General features: G+C 53.4%; 24 protein-coding genes. 21 read left to right on the top strand and 3 right to left on the bottom strand.

Features of this window, described 5'->3' with window-relative positions; translation table 11 throughout:
- The first annotated feature begins 22 nt into the window (after nucleotides 1-22).
- The 20 genes from fabG (at nucleotide 23) to KI215_RS09485 (ending at nucleotide 16346) form a co-directional block, all read left to right on the top strand.
- A complete protein-coding gene (gene fabG / locus KI215_RS09580) occupies nucleotides 23-766 on the top strand; it encodes a 3-oxoacyl-[acyl-carrier-protein] reductase (RefSeq protein ID WP_212772530.1) in 744 nt (247 codons plus the stop codon).
- A 120-nt stretch (nucleotides 767-886) separates the two neighbouring features.
- The gene (gene acpP, locus KI215_RS09575; protein ID WP_212772529.1) at nucleotides 887-1120 is read left to right on the top strand and encodes an acyl carrier protein; all 234 of its coding nucleotides are present in this window, start codon (nucleotides 887-889) and stop codon (nucleotides 1118-1120) included.
- A 188-nt stretch (nucleotides 1121-1308) separates the two neighbouring features.
- A complete protein-coding gene (gene fabF / locus KI215_RS09570) occupies nucleotides 1309-2553 on the top strand; it encodes a beta-ketoacyl-ACP synthase II (protein WP_212772528.1) in 1245 nt (414 codons plus the stop codon).
- A gap of 21 nt (nucleotides 2554-2574) precedes the next feature.
- The gene (gene rnc, locus KI215_RS09565; RefSeq protein ID WP_212772527.1) at nucleotides 2575-3300 is read left to right on the top strand and encodes a ribonuclease III; all 726 of its coding nucleotides are present in this window, start codon (nucleotides 2575-2577) and stop codon (nucleotides 3298-3300) included.
- 202 nt (nucleotides 3301-3502) lie between these two features.
- Nucleotides 3503-3748 (top strand): hypothetical protein, encoded by a 246-nt coding sequence (locus KI215_RS09560; RefSeq protein WP_212772526.1) that lies wholly within the window; start codon nucleotides 3503-3505, stop codon nucleotides 3746-3748.
- On the top strand, nucleotides 3702-4100 hold the full coding sequence (locus KI215_RS09555) for a putative glycolipid-binding domain-containing protein (protein ID WP_212772525.1): 399 nt from the start codon (nucleotides 3702-3704) through the stop codon (nucleotides 4098-4100). The genes KI215_RS09560 and KI215_RS09555 overlap by 47 nt, the downstream gene beginning before the upstream one ends.
- 76 nt (nucleotides 4101-4176) lie before the next feature.
- Entirely contained in the window at nucleotides 4177-4509 is a 333-nt protein-coding gene (locus KI215_RS09550; RefSeq protein ID WP_212772524.1) for a tRNA-binding protein, read from the top strand.
- A gap of 325 nt (nucleotides 4510-4834) precedes the next feature.
- A complete protein-coding gene (gene smc, locus KI215_RS09545) occupies nucleotides 4835-8425 on the top strand; it encodes a chromosome segregation protein SMC (protein ID WP_212772523.1) in 3591 nt (1196 codons plus the stop codon).
- 13 nt (nucleotides 8426-8438) lie between these two features.
- Nucleotides 8439-9428, top strand: coding sequence for a signal recognition particle-docking protein FtsY (gene ftsY / locus KI215_RS09540; RefSeq protein WP_212772522.1), 990 nt, complete (start codon nucleotides 8439-8441; stop codon nucleotides 9426-9428).
- A 101-nt stretch (nucleotides 9429-9529) separates the two neighbouring features.
- Entirely contained in the window at nucleotides 9530-9862 is a 333-nt protein-coding gene (gene ylxM, locus KI215_RS09535) for a YlxM family DNA-binding protein (RefSeq protein ID WP_212772521.1), read from the top strand.
- Between the two features lie 34 nt (nucleotides 9863-9896).
- Complete coding sequence (gene ffh, locus KI215_RS09530; RefSeq protein WP_212772520.1) at nucleotides 9897-11252, top strand: signal recognition particle protein; 1356 nt, start codon at nucleotides 9897-9899, stop codon at nucleotides 11250-11252.
- Nucleotides 11253-11288: 36 nt separating this feature from the next.
- Entirely contained in the window at nucleotides 11289-11561 is a 273-nt protein-coding gene (gene rpsP / locus KI215_RS09525) for a 30S ribosomal protein S16 (protein ID WP_212772519.1), read from the top strand.
- Between the two features lie 35 nt (nucleotides 11562-11596).
- Nucleotides 11597-11824, top strand: a complete 228-nt coding sequence (locus KI215_RS09520) for a KH domain-containing protein (RefSeq protein ID WP_212772518.1) — start codon at nucleotides 11597-11599, stop codon at nucleotides 11822-11824.
- A gap of 25 nt (nucleotides 11825-11849) precedes the next feature.
- On the top strand, nucleotides 11850-12374 hold the full coding sequence (gene rimM / locus KI215_RS09515; protein WP_212772517.1) for a ribosome maturation factor RimM: 525 nt from the start codon (nucleotides 11850-11852) through the stop codon (nucleotides 12372-12374).
- A gap of 10 nt (nucleotides 12375-12384) precedes the next feature.
- Entirely contained in the window at nucleotides 12385-13125 is a 741-nt protein-coding gene (gene trmD / locus KI215_RS09510) for a tRNA (guanosine(37)-N1)-methyltransferase TrmD (protein WP_212775144.1), read from the top strand.
- A gap of 124 nt (nucleotides 13126-13249) precedes the next feature.
- A complete protein-coding gene (gene rplS, locus KI215_RS09505) occupies nucleotides 13250-13597 on the top strand; it encodes a 50S ribosomal protein L19 (protein WP_205492419.1) in 348 nt (115 codons plus the stop codon).
- 134 nt (nucleotides 13598-13731) lie between these two features.
- Nucleotides 13732-14271: a signal peptidase I gene (lepB, locus tag KI215_RS09500; protein ID WP_212772516.1), complete on the top strand. Its 540-nt coding sequence runs from the start codon at nucleotides 13732-13734 to the stop codon at nucleotides 14269-14271.
- 15 nt (nucleotides 14272-14286) lie between these two features.
- Complete coding sequence (ylqF, locus tag KI215_RS09495; RefSeq protein ID WP_212772515.1) at nucleotides 14287-15195, top strand: ribosome biogenesis GTPase YlqF; 909 nt, start codon at nucleotides 14287-14289, stop codon at nucleotides 15193-15195.
- Nucleotides 15164-15967 (top strand): ribonuclease HII, encoded by an 804-nt coding sequence (locus KI215_RS09490; protein WP_212772514.1) that lies wholly within the window; start codon nucleotides 15164-15166, stop codon nucleotides 15965-15967. Before ylqF ends, KI215_RS09490 begins: the two co-directional genes overlap by 32 nt.
- A gap of 4 nt (nucleotides 15968-15971) precedes the next feature.
- A complete protein-coding gene (locus tag KI215_RS09485; RefSeq protein WP_212772513.1) occupies nucleotides 15972-16346 on the top strand; it encodes a YraN family protein in 375 nt (124 codons plus the stop codon).
- A 48-nt stretch (nucleotides 16347-16394) separates the two neighbouring features.
- On the opposite strand, the gene KI215_RS09480 is transcribed toward KI215_RS09485, so the two are convergent.
- Nucleotides 16395-16952 (bottom strand): hypothetical protein, encoded by a 558-nt coding sequence (locus tag KI215_RS09480; protein WP_212772512.1) that lies wholly within the window; start codon nucleotides 16950-16952, stop codon nucleotides 16395-16397.
- Between the two features lie 283 nt (nucleotides 16953-17235).
- Here KI215_RS09480 and KI215_RS09475 point away from each other — a divergent pair, with 283 nt between their 5' ends.
- A complete protein-coding gene (locus KI215_RS09475) occupies nucleotides 17236-18762 on the top strand; it encodes a YifB family Mg chelatase-like AAA ATPase (RefSeq protein ID WP_212772511.1) in 1527 nt (508 codons plus the stop codon).
- 331 nt (nucleotides 18763-19093) lie between these two features.
- Here the strand turns inward: KI215_RS09475 and KI215_RS09470 are convergent, their stop codons facing one another.
- Both KI215_RS09470 and KI215_RS09465 read right to left on the bottom strand, forming a co-directional pair.
- On the bottom strand, nucleotides 19094-19243 hold the full coding sequence (locus KI215_RS09470; RefSeq protein ID WP_246512300.1) for a hypothetical protein: 150 nt from the start codon (nucleotides 19241-19243) through the stop codon (nucleotides 19094-19096).
- 989 nt (nucleotides 19244-20232) lie between these two features.
- Nucleotides 20233-20775, bottom strand: coding sequence for a GNAT family N-acetyltransferase (locus tag KI215_RS09465; protein ID WP_212772509.1), 543 nt, complete (start codon nucleotides 20773-20775; stop codon nucleotides 20233-20235).
- Nucleotides 20776-21110 lie beyond the last annotated feature (335 nt).

Raw genomic sequence — 21110 nt, 5'->3', positions numbered from 1 at the left:
ATAAACCGAAGGAGGCTTACGCATGTTAACCGGTAAAGTGGCGATCGTCACCGGCGGTTCCCGTGGTATCGGACGGGCCGTATCACTCCGATTGGCCCGAGCGGGTGCCGATGTGGCCGTCGTGTTTGCGGGCAATCGCGAAAAGGCGGAAGCCGTCGTCGGCGAGATACAGGAGATGGGTCGTCGGTCCGTGGCGATCCAGGCAGACGTTTCTCAGGCGGAACAAGTGGACGCCATGGTGAAACAGGTGATCGAGGCGTTTGGCCGGATCGATATTCTGGTGAACAACGCAGGGATTACCCGTGACAATCTCCTTCTTCGATTGAAAGAGGAAGATTGGGACGCGGTGCTGAGCACCAACCTCAAAGGGGTGTTCCTGTGCACCAAAGCGGTCACCCGCCAAATGATGAAACAGCGCTTCGGTCGCATTATCAACATCAGCTCTGTGGTGGGATTGATCGGGAACCCGGGGCAGGCCAACTATGTGGCCGCCAAAGCCGGCGTGATCGGCTTGACCAAAACGGCGGCACGTGAATTGGCCAGCCGGGGCATCACCGTGAACGCTGTCGCACCAGGGTTTATCGAAACCGATATGACGGCTGTATTGGGAGAGGAAACCCGGGAGCAGATGCTCGGTCAAATCCCGTTGGGCCGTTTCGGTTCCGCTGAGGATGTGGCCGGTGCGGTTGCGTTTTTGGCGTCCGATGATGCTGCCTACATTACGGGACAAACCCTGAATGTGGACGGCGGCATGGTAACTTACTGACATCGGAAATCCACGGTGGGTCGACGCAAATGGTCGGATATCCGGCGGCGTTGCTCATCGTTTTGGATTGCTAGTCTTTTGATGACACTTTTCGTATAATACGAAAGGGAGGTGAACAAGATGGCAGATACGTTGGAGCGTGTAAAACGCATCATTGTAGACAAGCTCAACGTGGATCCTTCCGAAGTGACTCCGGAAGCCTCGATCAAGGAAGATCTGGGAGCTGACTCCCTTGACGTGATGGATTTGGTTCTGGAGCTGGAAGATGAGTTTGAAATGGAGATTTCGGACGAAGAAGCTGAAAAAATCTCCACGGTGGGGGATATCATCTCGTACATCGAGTCCCACAAATAATCAAAGTCCCGTTACATAACGGGACTTTCAGGTTATGAATATCTTGACCTGAGCAGGGGGCGTTTTCCCGGCCGGATGCCCGCAATCCAGTGGATCACAGCGGGAAAACGCGCCCATCCCCTGTTGGAATTAGGGATGCCCAACGGTATCCTTCACATAGATCAGTTGTTGGAAAAGGCGGTGGAATCATGAGCCGACGAGTGGTGATCAGCGGTTTGGGCGTCATTTCGCCGATCGGCAACGACCTGTCGACGTTTTGGAACAACCTGATCGCCGGAAAATCCGGCGTGGGTCCAGTGACCCAGTTTGATGCGAGCGACTATTCCACGCGCATCGCGGCGGAAGTCAAAAACTTCGACCCGTTGGATTACATGGACAGAAAAGAGGCACGGCGCATGGACCGTTTTGTCCAGTTTGCCGTAGCCGCTGCCCGTCAAGCATTGGAACATGCCGGATTGGACATGAATCAGGTGGACGCAAATCGCGTCGGTGTATACATCGGCTCGGGTATCGGCGGGCTGACCACTTGGGAAGAACAGTACCAAGTGTTGTTGAATCGCGGACCGAACCGGGTGAGCCCGTTCTTCATCCCGATGATGATCTCCAACATGGCGGCAGGTCAGGTGTCTATCCTCACCGGCGCCAAAGGGCCCAACAGCACATCTGTGTCCGCTTGCGCCTCGGGAACGCACTCCATCGGGGACGCGTTTCGGATCATCCAGCACGGGGATGCCGATGTCATGATCGCCGGCGGGGCGGAAGCCACGATCCGTCCGCTCGCATTCGCCGGATTTTGTGCGGCTCGTGCTATGTCCACGCGCAATGACGAGCCGGAAAAGGCGAGCCGGCCGTTTGACAAAGACCGGGACGGCTTCGTCATGGGCGAAGGAGCAGGCGTCTTGATTTTGGAGGAACTGGAGCACGCGAAAAAACGGGGTGCCAACATCATCGCCGAAATCGTGGGTTACGGCATGAGCGGTGATGCCTATCACGTGACTTCCCCCGCACCGGAAGGGGAAGGAGCGGCTCGTTCCATGGCACACGCGATCCAAGATGCCGGACTGAAACCGGAAGACATCGACTACATCAATGCGCACGGTACGTCGACCGATCTGAACGACAAATTTGAGACCATGGCCATCAAAAAGGCGTTTGGCGACCATGCCTACAAGTTGGCCATCAGTTCCAACAAGTCGATGATCGGGCATCTGCTCGGTGCCGCAGGCGGTGTGGAAGCGGTGGCGACAGCGATGACGCTGAAAGAGCAAATCATCCCGCCGACGATCAACTATGAAACACCGGATCCGGAATGCGATCTGGATTACGTCCCCAACGAAGCCCGTCGTGCGCGTATCAGAGCGGCTCTGTCCAACTCGCTCGGATTTGGCGGTCACAATGCAACAATCGTGTTGAAAACGTATGAGGACGCGTAATGACCAGGTGGTGAAAGACGGATGGATTTGACCGATTTAGAGCGAAAAGTCGGCTTCCCTTTTCGGAACCGTCGTTTGTTTCAACAGGCGTTTACCCATACATCGTTTGCCCATGAGAGAAAGGGAAGCGATTTTCACGAAGACAACGAACGGCTGGAATTTCTGGGGGACGCTGTGTTGGAACTGGCGGTGTCGGAGTTCTTGTTCCACCGGTTTCCCGACATGAGCGAAGGAGATTTGACCCGGACGCGGGCTCGCGTCGTGTGTGAACCGTCATTGGCCGCTTTTGCACAGGAGCTCGATTTCGGTCAATACGTCCGTCTTGGCAAAGGGGAAGAGATGACCGGTGGCCGGACGCGTCCGGCCTTGCTGGCTGACGTTTTTGAAGCGTTTGTCGGTGCGCTGTACCTGGATCAAGGATTGGACCGGGTCAAACAATTTCTGCATGCGGTAGTCTTTCCCCGCATTGATGATAAATGGCTGTCTCAGGTGACGGATGCCAAGAGTCAATTGCAGGAGATCGTGCAGCAGGAACGAATGGGACCGTTGGTATATCAAATCGTGGATATTCAGGGACCGGCCCATGACCGCCATTTCGTGGCCGAGGTGTGGCTGGAGGGGAAACGGCTGGGAAGAGGCAGCGGGCGTTCCAAAAAGGAAGCGGAACAGCGTGCGGCCTTCGAAGCTTTGCAGAATTGGAAACAAGGCCCAGGTCACGACATCGCCGACTCCCATCGGCAACGTTGACGGGGATATGGAGAACCGGAGCACATCATGATAGCTCCGGTCGATTATGCCCCATCGACATTGCCGATGGGATTTTCTTTTTGTAGAAAATGGGAGGTTCGAAAGGGAAGTTGGCGAAAATGGTAAGAGACCATGCGTGCCTTGCAAACCGCAACTGAGACGGTATCCCGAACCGATATACTCAAATGAGGGGAGATCACCTGTGCAAACGCACCATTGGATGTGGAAAAGATTGGACACCGCCGGTTACGAGCAAGTCACACTGCAAGAAAAACAGAACGGTTGGCTCGCGGATGGTGTGGGGGTATGGTTGGGAAATGATGAGCCGGTCCGTTATGGGTGCAAACGGATCAATGGTGGAGGACACGGGAAGTGGTATCTGCCTGCAAAACCAGGAGGATTTGGAACCGATTCGGTTGCTCTCGGATGGGACGGGCCATTGGCGTGATGTATTCGGTCGTCCCGTTCCCGCCCTTGACGGGTGCGTAGATGTGGATTTAAACATCACGCCGTTCACCAATACTATCGCCATACGCCGTTTGGGTCTGAACCCTTCGGACACGGAGACGATCCGAGCCGCCTATGTCGATGTGCCGAGGCTTTGTTTGCGCCCCATCTTCCAACGCTACACTTGCCTCTTGCGGACAGCTGACGAGACCGTATACCGATATGAAGGATTGGACACCGGTTTCGCTGCTGAGATTCGGGTGGACGCGCAAGGCGGCGTCATCGATTCCGCTGGATGGTTTGAGCGGGTGTGGCATAAGACAAATATATCGGTAGAGGGAACTCTGCGGTGATCGTCGTTTATGAAAAAAAATATTGTACCGCATTACCGATTTTTGGAGAGATCAGCTCCCGCAAAGGAGTGACCCGATGGCTACCTACGCTGATTTTGAACGGATTGAGATGAGAGTGGGACGGATTGTGCGGGCCGAAGCGTTCCCGGAGGCGCGCAAACCGGCCTACCGTATGTGGATCGATTTCGGGGAGCCTTTGGGCATAAAGAAAAGCAGCGCTCAAATCACGAAGCTGTATGAAACCGAAACACTCGTCGGCACACAGGTGATTGCCGTCACCAACATTCCGCCCCGCCAAGTAGCCAACTTCATTTCAGAAGTGTTGGTACTCGGAGTGGTATTGGATGACGGAAAGGTGGCGCTGATCCGTCCCGATCGTGAGGTACCGCTGGGGAAGCGTATTTTGTGAACTTTAAATTGATGAATGTGAGTCAGTTATTTTGTATCACCCTCGGATATTATCAGGTACCCCTGGAAGTAGAAGCGAAGATCGGAAAGAGCGACCAGTGGAAAAAGAACTTTTGCAAATCGATTTGTAACGTTTGTACCTGAGTTCCCGGTATACCTGTTATGTGGTAAAATAGTGCAGTTCGGATGAACACCGTTTGCCCGGCTGATCCGGTTGCCTCTCATGGTGAGAAGGGTGGTCTTTGTCCGATCATCACACCATGGTGGAATCGGTTGCCGGGCAAATACGTCCGGATCGTGAAACTCGAGCGAAAGGAGGCTGGAACGTGCATCTCAAGCGGTTGGAGATGATGGGGTTCAAGTCGTTCGCGGATAAGACCGAACTGGAATTCGTCCCCGGCATCACCGCCGTGGTCGGTCCCAACGGGAGCGGTAAAAGTAACGTGACCGACGGCATCCGCTGGGTGCTGGGAGAACAAAGCGCCAAATCGCTCCGGGGGTCCAAGATGGAGGACGTGATTTTCGCCGGCAGTGACACGCGCAAGCCGGTCGGATTCTGCGAAGTCTCCATCACGTTCGACAATACTGACAGAAAGTTGAACCTCGATTATTCGGAAGTGACGGTTACCCGTCGTGTATATCGCTCGGGAGAAAGCGAATACCTGCTCAACAGGCAACCCTGCCGTTTGAAGGATATCACCGAGTTGTTCATGGATACAGGGATCGGCAAGGAAGCCTACTCCATGATCGGTCAAGGGCGCATCGACGACATCTTGAGCACCAAATCGGAAGATCGGCGTGCCATATTTGAGGAAGCGGCCGGGATCGTCAAATACAAATCACGGAAAAAGGAAGCGGAAAAAAAGCTGGACGCCACCGAACAAAACCTGGCCCGACTCAACGATTTGGTTCTGGAGCTGAAGGACCAGGTTGCCCCATTGGCGGAGCAGGCGGAGAAAGCGGCGCAGTACAAAGAATGGCGCGCACAATTGGAACAAACGGAAATCGGCTTGTATGTACATAAGATTGAAACCTTGCACCAAGCTTGGCAGGAAGCGACCAAGCAAGTGGAGTCCTTTTCAACCGGACAGGTGGATCTGGCCGCCGAAGTCAGCCAACGTGAGGCCAAACTGGAATCTCTGCGCTGGGAGATCAGCCGTCATGAGGAAGAGATGGAAGCACTCCAAACTCGGTTGCTGCAGGTGAGTGAAGAACTGGAAAAAGTAGAAGGACGAAGAAAGGTCCTTCTGGAGCGGATTCGCAACCAGGAAGCGGCGTACACCCAGACGGTCGCACGCATCGGGGAACTTCAATCGACCATGGCCCGTCTGCGGGAGGAACAGTCCGTCAACGACGAGCGCTTGCGGGAGAAAGAGACTGAATTGGCGGAGGCCGAAGCCCGTCTGAGGGAAGCAGAAGCTCGTCTGGCGGCGACCGGGGACGATCGCGCATTGGAATTGGAGCGGCTTCGCGACCGTTACCGGGAATTGACCAATGAGATTACCGCATTGCAAAGCGAAGAGCGTCACCTGATGGATCGGCGAGTGCAAACTGAACGTCGTCTCGAAGAGTTGGCCGAACAAGAAAAGCAGCTGGCCGCAACGGAGCGGTCGCTGGCTGAGCGGATGGAACAGCTCCGACGTGAAACAGCTGAAGTGGAACAGATGTTGGAAACGGTGGCCGATCAGTACCGGCGCACATTGGAGGAGAAAAAAGCGGGGGAAGCCGAACTGGCCGAAATGGCCAAACGGCTCCGTCAAGCGGAACAGCAAGTGGATGCCCTCCGTTCGCGCCACGAGATCGTCAAGGAGATGGAAGCGGAGCACGCCGGTTTTTTTCAAGGCGTCAAAGAACTTTTGAAAGCCCGGGATCGCGGCCATGCGGCACTGAAGGGGATTCATGGTGCAGTGGCCCAATTGATTCAGGTACCCGCGGAATTTGAGGCCGCGATGGAAACGGCACTGGGCGGCGCCCTGCAGCATTTGGTCGTCGACACGGAAGAGGATGGCCGCAAGGGGATTCGCTTTCTGAAGGAAAACGGCTTGGGACGCGCCACGTTCCTCCCGATGGACGTCATCCAACCGCGTCGTTTCCCCGCTCATGAGGCGGACCGCCTGCGCAGTGTGGATGGTTTTGTCGGCATCGCAGCAGATCTCGTCAAAACGGATGAGCGATACCGCTCGGTCGTGGAAAATCTGCTGGGACAAGTGGTGGTCACCCGTACCCTGGAGAAGGCCAATGCGATCGCCCGTCAATTGGGCTATCGTTATCGGGTGGTCACATTGGATGGCGACGTCGTAAACCCGGGCGGTTCCATGACCGGTGGCAGCCGGCAAAAATCCAAGGTCAACTTGTTAGGACGCACACGTCAATTGGAGGAATTGGAAACCCGACTGCGGGAAGCAGAACGCGAATGGCGCGACATCCGGGACAGGGTGGACGCATTGACGGATCGTCAAGAGGCATGGGAGCAATCATTGGAGCAATTGCGCCGCCAAGGGGAGGAACATCGGTCACGCAAACAGGAACTGCATGCATCTGAACGGGAAAAGGCAGTAGAACGCCGGTCGGTCGCCGAACGGTTACGTGTGGTACGGGAAGAACGGGAAAAAACGGATGCGGAATTGGTCGATATCGGCCGGAAGCAAACAGAGCTGGGAGAGCGGCTTGCGGCACTGCGGCAGGAAGCGGAAAAATGCCAAACCACCGTCGCAGGGTTGGAGGCGGAAGTTCGCCGGGAAGCCACGGAAAAAGATGAAGTAGGTCGGATGATCACTGAATGGAAAGTAACCGTGGCCAGGTTGACTCAGGAAAAGGAACACCTGAAGACCAACGGGGCGCGTGTTCGGGAAGAGCTGGAACGGTTGAACGAACAACTCCGTTCTGCGATGGAACAGCAGGAAGAGCTGGATGCAGAATTGGAACGCAACCGGAGCGAAGCTGAGCAGCTGGAAGCGTCAACCGTCGATTTGCGCACGGTCAAATCCGAGACGCAAGCCCGGTTGGATGAAGCGCGCAAAAAACGGGACGGATGGTACCGTCAGCGAGAGGAGCTGGAGCGGGAGTTGCGGGAGGTGCAACAAACCTTGCGCAAACAGGAGGATCAGCTCCGGCAGCATGAAATCAAGGTCAACCGGATGGACGTGGAATTAAATCACTTGTTGGAGAAATTGGCGGAAGAATACGAGATGAGCTTTGAATTGGCCCGTGAACGGTTCTCCGTTCCGGAAGATCCGTCCCAAGCGGAGCGGGAGGTGCGATCGCTCAAACAAAAAATCGCCTCCTTGGGCGAAGTGAATCTCGGGGCGATCGAAGAATACAAACGGCTGACGGAACGTCTCGAATTTCTGGAGCAACAGCAAAATGACCTGATTGAAGCGAAAAACACGCTTTACGAGGTCATCCGTAACATTGAGTCGGAGATGTCCCGCCGGTTCCTGGAGAGTTTTGAAGCGATCCGTACCGAATTCCAGGACGTATTTGTTAAAATGTTTGGGGGCGGACGGGCAGATCTTCACCTGACCGACCCGGACAACCTGCTGGAAACCGGTATCGAGATCATGGCACAGCCCCCAGGCAAAAAGCTGCAAAACTTGGGCTTGCTCTCCGGCGGGGAACGGGCGTTGACCGCCATTGCGCTGCTGTTCGCAGTGATTCGCGTGAAACCGGTGCCGTTTTGCGTGCTGGATGAGGTGGACGCGGCGCTGGATGATGCCAACGTGGCCCGGTTTGCCCGTTATCTGCGGGAGTTTTCCCAAAACACCCAGTTCATTGTCATCACCCACCGGAAGTTGACAATGGAAGGGGCCGATGTCCTCTACGGTATCACGATGGAGGAATCCGGGGTATCCAAGTTGGTGTCCGTCAAGCTGGAGGACTTTGAGGAGCAGGTGGAGGTGGCCGCTGCCCGCTCGTAAGGAGGGATAAGCAATGAGTTTTTTCAGGAAACTGAAGGAAAAAGTGTCCAAAACGACGGAGTCGGTGACGCAAAAATTCGTCTCCGGCCTGAGCAAGACCAGCTCGTCCTTGGTCGGAGCGATGGAAGATCTGATCCTGCGGCGCAATAAGATTGATGAAGAGTTATTTGAAGAATTGGAGGAAATCTTGATCAGCGCTGATGTGGGCGTCTCGACGACGATGGAGCTGGTCGACCGCGTGCGCCAAGAGGTAAAAGAGCGCAAGATCCAGGATCCGGCCGAATTGCAACCCTTGATGTCGGAGATTATTCTGGAAATGATGAAAAGCGATGACGGGGCGCCATCCCTTGCCATGAACGACGAAGGATTGACTGTGATCCTCTTTGTCGGAGTCAACGGCGTCGGCAAAACGACCACCATCGGCAAACTGGCTCACAAACTGAAATCCCAGGGCAAAAAAGTGGTATTGGCAGCGGGAGATACGTTCCGAGCCGGTGCGATCGAGCAGCTGGAAACCTGGGGGGAACGCGTCGGGGTAGATGTGATCAAACACCAAGCGGGTGCGGATCCCGCTGCCGTGGTGTACGACGGTATCCAGGCGGCCAAATCCCGCGGGGCGGACATCCTGTTATGCGATACGGCCGGACGCCTGCACAGCAAAGTGAATCTGATGGAAGAGTTGAAAAAGGTGTATCGGGTGGTTCAGCGGGAAGTGCCGGGCGCACCGCACGAGGTGTTACTGGTGCTGGATGCCACGACCGGGCAAAATGCGTTGCAACAAGCCAAAACGTTCAGCCAGGCCGTCAACGTCAGCGGAATCGTGTTGACCAAGCTAGACGGCACGGCCAAGGGCGGAATCGTCATCGCCATCAGAAACGAGCTGGATTTGCCGGTCAGATGGGTCGGATTGGGCGAGAAGGTGGAGGATTTGCAGGAATTCGACGCAGAACAGTTCGTCCACGGTTTGTTCGGCCAGTCGCGAATGATGGAAGAAGCGGAATGAAAGATATCAAGGAGAAAACCTTGACACCGGATGCAGGACGTGATACAGTGTTACCCTGTAAAGGGCATTTCCTTGACGGGCTTGTTGCGAGGTGACTCCGCATGTTGGAGAAAACCAACCGGATCAATTGGTTGTACGATTTTTACGGTCCGTTGTTGACGGAGAAGCAACGAGCCATGTTGGAATTGTATTATCACGAGGATTGGTCTCTGGGAGAAATCGCCGAACATCACGGCATTTCCCGTCAAGCCGTATTTGAAGCGATCAAACGGGCGCAGACCGCGCTGGAAGATCTGGAACAACGATTGCACTTGTTGGAGAAACACAACCGCAGGATTGCCATCGCGGATGAAATACGGAAGCGGCTGGAAGTGCATCCCGAAGAGAAAGCGCAGATCGAGCCGCTGTTGGATGCGCTGTTGGATCTGGATTAGGGTCTCAAAAAAAGCCTGTGCGGGAGGCGGCACAATGGCATTTGAAGGATTATCCGAACGACTGCAAGCCGCCCTGCAAAAGTTGCGCGGCAAAGGCAAAGTGACGGAAGCCGACGTGAAAGCGGCAATGCGCGAGGTGCGCCTTGCCCTGTTGGAAGCTGACGTCAACTTCAAAGTGGTCAAAGAGTTTGTTGACCGTGTTCGGGAACGCGCCGTCGGGCAGGAAGTGCTCAAAAGCCTCACACCCGGCCAGCAGGTCATCAAAGTGGTGAATGAAGAGCTGACCCGGCTGATGGGCGGGGAACAAAGCAAACTCACCTTCGCCCAGCGACCGCCGACTGTCATCATGATGGTTGGTCTGCAGGGGGCCGGGAAAACGACCACGACCGGCAAATTGGCACGTCTATTGAAAAAGCAGAACCGCAAGCCGATGTTGGTGGCGGGCGACGTCTACCGGCCGGCGGCCATTCGCCAGCTGCAGGTGCTGGGAGAACAGGTGGGCGTTCCGGTATTTTCGATGGGGGACAAGGAAAGTCCCGTTCGGATTGCTGCGGAAGGAGTCGCCCGGGCCAAGGAGGAAGGCTGTGATGTCGTCCTGATCGATACCGCCGGTCGGCTGCACATCGATGAGGCGATGATGGAAGAGCTCCGGAAAATCCGTGAAGAGGTTCAGCCTCATGAGATTTTGTTGGTTGTTGACGCGATGACCGGTCAGGATGCGGTCAATGTGGCGGAAAACTTTCACCGGGAATTGGGATTGACCGGTGTCGTACTGACCAAGCTGGACGGGGATACCCGCGGCGGTGCCGCTCTGTCGGTAAAAGCCGTGACCGACTGTCCTATCAAATTCGTCGGGATGGGCGAGAAGTTGGATTCGCTCGAACCATTCCATCCCGAACGGATGGCTTCCCGAATCCTGGGCATGGGTGACGTTCTGACCCTGATCGAAAAAGCACAAGCTGCGGTCGATCAGGAACGGGCCAAAGAGTTGGAGCGGAAAATGCGTACCCAGCAGTTCACCTTCGACGACTTTTTGGATCAACTGCAGCAGGTGCGCAAAATGGGACCGCTCGACGAACTGCTGGGGATGATCCCCGGCATGGGACAGCTCAAGGGGATGAAAAACCTGCAAATTGACGAAAAGCAGCTGGCCCGGGTCGAAGCGATCATCCGCTCGATGACGCCAGAGGAAAAACAGCGTCCCGAAATCCTCAATGCCAGCCGGCGCCGCCGGATCGCATTGGGAAGCGGGACGAGCGTACAGGACGTCAACCGGTTGATCAAGCAGTTCGAGGACATGAAAAAAATGATGAAGCAATTCACCGCCATGACCAAAGGCGGTAAGAAAAAGAAACGCGGCGGTTTCCGTTTTCCCTTCATGCCGCAGTAAATATCCTTTTTACCCTGTAAAAGGAGGTGAACACGAATGGCTGTGAAAATTCGCCTGAAACGGATGGGGGCCAAAAAAGCGCCGTTCTACCGCGTGGTGGTGGCTGATTCCCGTTCTCCGCGCGACGGTCGTTTCATCGAAGAAATCGGGTACTACAACCCGTTGACCGAGCCGGCGCAAATCAAGATCAATGAGGAAAAAGCCTTGAAATGGCTGTCCAACGGTGCCCAACCGACGGACACGGTGAACAACCTGTTCCGTAAAGCGGGTATCCTGAAAAAAGTGCACGAAGCCAAATACGGCAAGTAAGCACCCCGTTTTCGTGTAGCCAAGGGGGAATGGAAGTGAAAGAGCTGATCGAGCTGATCGCCAAAGCGTTGGTGGACCACCCGGACCAAGTACGGGTGACGGAGCAGGTAAAGGAAAACACAATAGTGTACCAACTGTCCGTCGCGCCCGACGATATGGGCAAAGTGATCGGCAAGCAGGGGCGGGTGGCCAAAGCGTTGCGCACGGTGGTCGGTTCGGCCGCAGTGAAAGCGGACAAACGCGTCGTGGTTGAAATCGTCTGAGACTCCGCAGGGGGGACCCCGATCCATGAATGAACAAACTCATTTGTTGGTCGGCCAAGTGGTGACGACACATGGTATTCGCGGGGAAGTGCGCGTCTACCCTCACACCGATTTCCCGGAAGTGCGATTCGCGCAGGGAAGCCGGTTGTTGCTCACCCATCCCGACCTGAGGGAACCACTTCCCCTCACCGTTGAAAAAAGCCGCCCCCACAAGCGCGTTGTGATCGTCAAGTTCCGAGAATGGGACGACATCAATCAGGCGGAACCGTACAAGGGCGGAAAACTGGTGGTGGAACGCGCTGATGCCGTGGATTTGGATGAAGGGGAATTTTATTTCCATGAAATCATTGGTTGCCGGGTGGTGACCACGGAAGGACGACACATCGGCACAGTGCGGGAAATTCTTCAGTTGCCCGCCAACGACGTGTGGGTGGTGGCACCGTCGGACGGGGGCAAGGATATCTTGATCCCGTATATCGACGATGTGGTGAAGGAAGTGGACCCCGAATCGAAACAAGTGGTGATTCAATGGATGGAAGGACTGGCGTGACGTGGTTCGTTTGCATTTCGACGTACTGACATTGTTTCCGGAGATGTTTACCGGATTTCTTTCGTCGAGTATCGTCAAAAAAGCCCATGAAAAAGGGATCGTGTCCACCTCGGTTGTGGATTTCCGCGAATTCAGCACGGACAAACACCGCACCGTGGATGATACGCCATACGGCGGCGGGAGCGGGATGGTGCTGAAACCTGAACCCTTGTTTCGTGCGGTGGAACACCTGTTACAGGACGAACCCGAGCGCCCGCCGATCATCCTGATGACACCGCAAGGGGAGCGTTTCACCCAGAAAAAGGCGGAGGCGTTGGCTGAGCACCGTCGTCTGATCTTGATCTGCGGCCATTACGAAGGCTACGACGAGCGCATCCGCCAACACCTGGCGACAGATGAAATCTCGATCGGCGATTTCGTGTTGACCGGCGGCGAGCTGCCGGCCATGGTGGTAATGGACAGCGTTATCCGACTGTTACCGGGTGTTTTGGGCAACGAATCGTCAGCCAAAGATGATTCGTTCTCAACCGGATTGCTCGAGTATCCACAGTACACTCGTCCCGCAGAATTTCGCGGGTGGAAAGTTCCGGAAGTGCTGCTGTCTGGCCATCACCAAAATATCGAACGCTGGCGCCGGCAGGAAGCGCTCAGACGTACCTGGGAGCGCAGACCGGATCTGCTCCGGACCGCCCGGCTGACTGAGGAAGACCGGGCGTTTCTGCGAAAACTGGAGGAAGGTTCCGGTGAGTAAGCCGTCGGTTTGTGCAACTGATCCCCATTGTGGTACAATATTTCCCGTGTTTTCCCTTTTCGTGCGGCAAATCGGGATCACTTGAGATACGGGTTTGGAAGTGGAAAGGAAAGGAGTGAAAACGATGCATCCGTTGATTCAAAAAGTGACCGAAAGCCAAAAACGGCAAGACATCCCGGAATTCCGCCCCGGTGACACGTTGCGTGTGCACGTCAAAGTGATCGAGGGGCAACGGGAGCGGGTACAGGTGTTCGAAGGCGTGGTGATTCAACGCCGTGGCGGCGGAATCTCCGAGACCTTCACTGTCCGCAAAGTTTCCTATGGCGTAGGTGTGGAACGGACCTTCCCGCTGCACTCTCCGCGGATTGAGAAAATCGAAGTGGTTCGGCGCGGGAAAGTGCGTCGTGCGAAGCTGTTCTATCTCCGGAAGCTCCGCGGCAAAGCAGCACGAATCAAAGAAATCCATTCTTGATCGAATGGTGGCGTAAGGGCTTGGCATTTCAAGCCCTTTTCCCGCATATATACTGAAAATTCATTAGTTCCGAGTCGCCCGTTATTCTGCACAAGTTCGGATTTTGTTTGTGATCGCAAGGCAGGAGGAGCTTCATGAATCAGTTACCCTCACGATCCGCCAGGCACAAAAGGCGAGGAAAAAATGAAGCATGGGAATGGTTGCAGGCGTTGGTCATCGCGGTGGTCCTGGCGCTGATTATCCGTTATTTCATCTTTGAACCGTTCAACGTTTCCGGCCCGTCCATGATGAACACATTGCATGACGGCGATTTCGTGTTGGTCAACAAACTCGTCTACCAGTACCGTATGCCCAAACGTGGGGAAGTCATCGTATTTGAAGCCCCCGGTCACAAAGATTACATCAAGCGGGTCATCGCAGTTGAAAACGACTACATCGAAGCACAAAACAACGTCGTGCGGGTCAACGGTCGCAGTATCAACGAACCGTACGTGGCGACACGCACGGATGATATCAAACTGCAAAAAGTCCCCAAGGGTTATGTGTTCGTCATGGGAGACAACCGCATGAACAGTAGCGACAGTAGGGAATTGGGGCCGATCCCGGTGGACAAGATTGTAGGAAGGGCGGATATCGTCTTCTGGCCGCTCAACGATTTTCGTGTGTTGTGGTAGAAAAGGTGTGGTTACATGGTGATTCAGTGGTTTCCCGGCCATATGGCTAAGGCGAAACGCCAGGTCGAAGAAAAGATGAAAATGGTGGATGTGGTGTTGGAGTTGTTGGACGCCCGTCTGCCGATGTCCAGCCGCAATCCTCTGATCGATCGGTTGGTCGGGAAAAAGCCGCGGCTGGTACTATTGACCAAGACCGACTTGGCTGATCCGGCAGCCACAGAAGCATGGGTGAGTCACTTCAACCGGTTGGGGTTGGATGTATTGCCGGTGGATGCAACGACCGGAAAAGGAGTGGCGCAAATCCCCAAGCGGTGTGAGGCGCTTTTGGCGGAGAAATTTGCGGCATTGGCTCGCAAAGGCATCCGAACCCGCCGCATCCGTGCCATGATCCTGGGCATCCCCAATGTGGGCAAATCGACACTGATCAATCGGCTGGCTAAGCGAAATGCGGCGCAAACCGGCGATCGTCCGGGGGTGACGAAGGGACAGCAGTGGATCAGAATCGGCAACACCTTGGAGTTGCTGGATACCCCGGGGATTTTGTGGCCCAAGTTTGAGGATCAACAGGTGGGGTTGCGGCTGGCCGCCAGCGGGGCAATTCGGGAGGAAATCCTGCCGTTGGAAGAGGTTGCGGCTTTCGCTTTGCAATATATGGTAAACCGCTACCCGGATCTGTTGAAGGAGCGTTACGGGATTTCGCCGGGCGAAGTGCAGGAAGGCGCATGGATGTTGGAAGAAGTGGGACGACGCCGGGGATGTATGCGAAAGGGCGGGGAAGTGGATTTGGAGAAGGCTGCGGAACTGGTGGTCCACGAGATTCGCTCCGGGCGCATCGGTCGCATCTCCCTGGAAACCCCGGATGATTGGCAGAAAGAAGGTGAATCATCGGCGCATGAGAGTCCCGGAAACGATTCAGTCCATTAAGAAGCGTTTGGAACAGGGGGAGGTTACTGATAGTTTTTTGGCACAACTGAAGCAGGATGAGCGGGTCGGTGTGCAAAAACTGGTGGCCTCCTATTTGCGCAAGCGGGAACAGGAGCGTAAGGAAGCGGCACGTCTGGAGGAAATGTGGCGGTTTGAGCGGATGTTTCGGGAGAAGGGATGTCGACTGATTGCGGGGATCGACGAAGCGGGAAGAGGACCGTTGGCCGGACCGGTGGTTGCCGCTGCCGTCATTTTACCGGAAGACTTTGATCCGACCGGGCTCAACGATTCCAAGCAACTGTCGGCAGAAGAACGGGCGACACTGCGGAAACGGATCGAAAATCATGCCGTGGCCATCGGGATCGGGATCGTGGATACGGATTTCATCGATACATACAACATTTTACAGGCTACATACGAGGCCATGCGTCGGGCTGTCAACAATTTGTCCGTCCATCCCGAGCAGTTGCTGGTCGACGCGGTGAAAGTACCCGAACTGCCGATTCCGCAACACGCCATCATCAAAGGGGATCAACTCTCCCACTCCATCGCCGCCGCTTCGGTCATCGCCAAGACGGTGCGGGATCAGTGGATGATCGAGCAAGCGGCACACTATCCGCAATACGGATTTGAGAAACATATGGGGTATGCAACACCGGAACATTTGGCGGCACTGGCCGAGTGGGGGCCGTGCCCATTGCACCGGCGCAGTTTCGCACCGATTCGCGAGATGGCGCAAAAAGTGGAACGGACCACCCGGTCGACGGGGTGAAGTGATGAAAAGACGGAAACCGGATGACCGACGCCAGGTCGGGAGGACGGGGGAAGCCATCGCTTGCCGCTATTTACGCGAGAAAGGGTGGGAAATCGTGGAGACCAACTGGCGTACCCGCATGGGTGAATTGGATGTGATCGCCCGGTACGGGAGCCAGTTGGTGATTGTGGAAGTACGGACCACCCGTAGCACGCGGTTCGGTTATGGATTGGAGTCGATCAATGCCCGCAAACAGCAGCAAGTACGCAAACTGGGTTTGCATTACGTGCAAGCTCAGGGATGGCACCATCTTTCCATTCGATTTGATGTCATCTCCATCTTGTTAACGGATGGGAATCGACCTGCTCGGATCGATCATGTGGAAGGAGCCTTTTGAAACGACAAGCGCTTGGAGGAAAGCACCATCCCCCAAGCGCTTGTTTGTTCACACGGCTTCCAGATGATGTGCCAAGAGTTCCTGATACAATTCGTCTCCCCCAATGTGAACGCGGACGGAGACTTGATCGTTCCCTTGGGCATACCATTGGTACAACTGCTGGAATACCAGATAGATCAGTTTTTTCACTTCGGTTTGCGGATACAGCTTCAGGTCGATGAACAAACTGTACAGCTCCGTTTCATCCATCTGATAATAGGAGACCTTCATTGTTTCCAGTGTCTTCTCCAAGCCGACCAACAACCATGTCAGCCAGTCTGGACGGTTTTGGCGCGTTTTCTGATTCAAAAAATGTAACGTAAAACCCATCATCGGGTAACGATGGATATCTTGTTCGGTGTATGTGGCTTGTTCCTGGCTTTTGGGGTTGTAGAGGAAAAACTCCATATGTACTGCATAGCGGTCAGCATTGTTGTTGGAACAAACGTTCTCGGGTGTTTCGGCAGCTGCATCTTCCGAAGCTTCCGATTTTGTTGCCTTTCGGTGTGCCTCCCTCAACTCCTCCTTTTGTTCCGGTCCGAACCAATGCTTGATTTTGAAAAACATCCCCACTGTACCTCCTTCGGATGCTATTTCCTTTTTCATCGAGGCGAACAGACGCTGCCACGACAGGTGTCAGCGGGTTGTCGTGACGTATCATCCGTTGTAAACGGCTTTCTAGAAACTAGTGTACCATACGTTGGCACATGCTGGGTTCATCCGGTTTTCACAAAACATACCCGATTTTCTTTATGACTCATAACGAAATCTGTAAAAGGGGAAGGACTTTTTTGTTTCAGCTGCGAAGAATACCATATTTGACTAGTTTTTTCTATTATTGGAGGAGTGTATGTACGCCAAACTTTACAGTTGCACGGTTGTCGGTATTGACGGGTACGTTGTGGAAGTGGAAGTGGACATCAGTAATGGTTTGCCAACATTCGATATCGTTGGACTTCCCGATTCAGCAGTTCGTGAATCGCGTGATCGCGTCCGGGCCGCAGTAAAAAACAGCGGGGCGCAGTTCCCGTTGCAACGGATCACGACAAATCTTGCACCCGCTGATTTGAAAAAGGAAGGATCAGGGTTCGATCTGGCCATTGCGCTGGGGGTGATGATCGCCAGTGGCCAGTTGCCGTCGGACGCGGCAACGGATTCATTGATGTTGGGTGAATTGGCTTTGGATGGTTCGATTCGACCGATCACAGGTGTGCTGCCCATGGTGATCGCCGGCAAGGACCGAGGATTTCGACGGGTGATCGTCGCGCGGGAGAATGCGACGGAAGCGATGTTGGTCGAGGGGATCGACATCGTCCCCGTCGCATCATTGTCACAAGCGGCGGCTGTCCTGCGGGGTGAAGATCTGCCGGAAAACCCGATCGTCCCATCAGCAGAGGAAGGTGATCCCGCCTGGGAAGACTTCGCCGACGTCCGTGGGCAAAAGCATGTGAAACGAGCGATGGAAGTAGCGGCGGCCGGCATGCACAACCTGTTGTTGATCGGTCCGCCTGGTTCGGGCAAAACGATGCTGGCCCGGCGCATTCCTTCCATTCTGCCGTTAATGGATGTGGATGAAGCATTGGAGGTCACAAAAATCCGCAGTATTGCCGGTTTGTTTGCGGGACATCCTCGCTTGGATCGGTGGCGACCGTTTCGTTCACCCCATCATACCATTTCCCAAGCCGGACTGATTGGCGGCGGTGCAATTCCGAAACCTGGCGAAGTGTGTTTGGCGCATAGGGGTGTATTGTTTTTGGATGAGATGCCCGAGTTTTCCAAAAGCGCATTGGAAGTGCTTCGGCAGCCGCTGGAGGATCGGGAAGTGACCCTGGGGCGGGCTCGTGCCGTACTCACGTATCCTGCCGAATTCATGCTGATCTCTTCAATGAATCCCTGTCCGTGCGGGTTCTTTGGTTACGAGGAAGATCGTGCCTGTACCTGTACACCGCATCAGATCCGTCGTTATCGCTCCAAAATTTCAGGTCCGCTGTTGGATCGCATCGATATCCATGTGGAGGTACCACGTGTCGATTACCAGACACTGTCCGCTGCTGAACAAGGTGAGTCGTCTGAAGCGATTCGGGAACGCGTTGAATACGCCCATGCCGTTCAACGGGAACGATTTAGCGGTACATCGATCCGTTACAACGCCGCCATGCCCCCGTCATGGATTCGCCGTCATTGCGAGCTGAACCGCGAATCCCGTTTATTGCTTCAACAATCTTTCGATACGTTGGGACTCAGTGCCCGTGCTCACGATCGTATACTCAAGGTGGCTCGTACCATTGCCGATTTGGCGGGAAATGAGAAAATCCAGGCCGTTCATGTGGCTGAGGCAATCCAGTACCGATCGTTGGATCGGAAATTTTGGGAATAGTACGTTTCGATAAGGAAGGGGTACATGTAATAAACCCAGCGGAATCACGCTGGGTTTGTCAATAGATCACTTTTTGATAATCCGGATTTTTGTATTATCAATTTTTTACAATAATATCATTGTAGAACTTCTTCCAATGATGGCGATTTAGATGAAGGTGAACAGCGTGGATCAAGTACGACCAGGACGGTAAGATCACGCCACAACCTGATCTCAGAACACGTTTGTACATCAGAATTGGTGAGTACTTAAAAGTTATCCGGTTGATTCTAAATGAAGGTGAGGGCCCATTTGGTCGTGTAATAACAGTGATTTCTTCCTCACCGGAGCATTAGAAGCATGAAAAGCACTGGAAGCACTGGAAACAACCACTGCAGCCGGAATAACCACCGCATCGGAAACAGCCACCGCATCGGAAACAGCCACCGCATCGTTGGGCCAGAGTAGCATCGTACTGGTCATGATATTCCCAAGGCGTCACCTCACCCTGCTTGAACTCGTCAACACTCAACTTTTAAGTTCTTTTTTGAAATCATCCATTGTTACAACCTCCGTTTAGGTTTTGTCAGGCCGTACCCAGGACTAACAAAAGAACATAACGGAGATTATTAACTGTCCAACGAGTTAATCAACTATCCGTCAATCGAATATCCCACTCTCGACTTAATAATTATGAAACAGATCCGCTATGTTGCAGGTCCAAATAATTTTATTGGTCATGGGTAAAACCTATCTGAGGTTTTAAGGGTAAAAATGCGTTTTTTTCTATTCGTATATACCTCGTTTTCATGTCAGAACGGAGTGTTATCTATGCCGTTCGTTTGTGACATTCTTTTCCACTTATCCCGGTGGTCAATCGGTTGTCCCGATAGTGGCCATACAAGCACCTAGGAAAACGAAAAGACCGAAAACAGGACCACAGTTGATCTTTAACAATCCTTCGACACGTTGGGACTCAGTACCGTGCTCACGATCGCATACTCAAAGTGAACTGCACCATTGCCAATTTGGCGGGATACAGTACTGGTTGTTAATCGGAAATTTTGGGACAGGCGCGGGTTGGTAGTGAGGATTGGGGAAAAAAGCATTCCATCTAACCAGTCCATCATGGAGGAAAACAAGGAAAGCGGTATATGCAAGGACCATTATCTATGTCAGATGTACCTGAAACGCGGGTCTTGGAACCGGCTATGAACGTTCACCACATCGACCATGAAAGGATCCCCCAGACAAGCAGATGATGATGAAAACTTGCAAAACGTAAACCATGTCATATAACGATTGCATCAACAGAATGAACACAAGTATAGGAAAGCGAGTATGATCCAGATTGATTTGTTAAGAGCAAATCAAGGAATATCTTAAGCTTTTACCTAATAGGAGTAATACCGGTCAAGCTATCACTAGGCGAAAAAACGAAATATTGGTAAATGGCTACCTTTATTGGAAAATTGCGCGCACTGATCATTCTCAATCATTCGGATTCACGATCGCGTAGTGTAAATGATCTTCCCATCTCCCGTTAATCTTCACGTTCTTTTTGGAAAGCCCCTCTTTATGGAATCCTGACTTCTCCAAAACTCGAATCGACCCGATGTTATGTGGCATGACTCCTGCCTCAATTCTGTGCAACTTGAGAACCTGAAAGGCACAGTCAACGACCAGGCGCACGGCTTCAGTAGTATAGCCATGTCCGTTGTGCGAGTGATCTAAATAATAGCCTAGCCAACATGATTGGAAAGGACCACGGACCACTTCAGTCAACTCAATGATGCCAATCAGTTCATCAGTACCGACGAGGAAAATGCCGAACGTGTATTGCTCATCTCTTTTCATCTTCGCCAAACTGGTTCTGATTCGATTTAACTGATACGCCTCCGTATAGAACTCCTCAGTTCTATCTGGTGTATACCGTTGCCAAAATTCTCGGTTTCTAAGGTGCATCTCTGTCAACGGAACCACATCTGTATCCTTTAAAAATCGCAAATAGATATTGTGCCCCACCAATCTCATCTTTCCTCACCCTTCTTCACATAAAAAAACTGCAGCGGATGGAGTATCTCGTCTTTTAGCAGCATCCATTCCTGTGTATCTCAGCCTGGTTATCGATGTGTTCTGGGTTTCTATTTGAAGTACACAATTCTTTCTATCTTTCGAGATAGTTCAAATTTTCTCCTGCAAAAAGGGAATGATTTTATTACCCCGCATTATTTGGTATTAGCATATGGGGATTCTCACTTGGTTCGTTCACATGTCTTAAGGGGTTGAGGAATTGTGAGAGACTTGGAAAAAAGGGGATTGTCAATAAGATCAAGTTTATATATTTTTTAATCTAGTAATATTCATAA

It is taken from the genome of Polycladomyces abyssicola, from assembly GCF_018326425.1.
Lineage (GTDB): Bacteria > Bacillota > Bacilli > Thermoactinomycetales > JIR-001 > Polycladomyces > Polycladomyces abyssicola.
The sequence above is the reverse complement of the archived record's forward strand: the minus strand, read 5'-3'. Positions and strand labels throughout refer to the sequence as shown.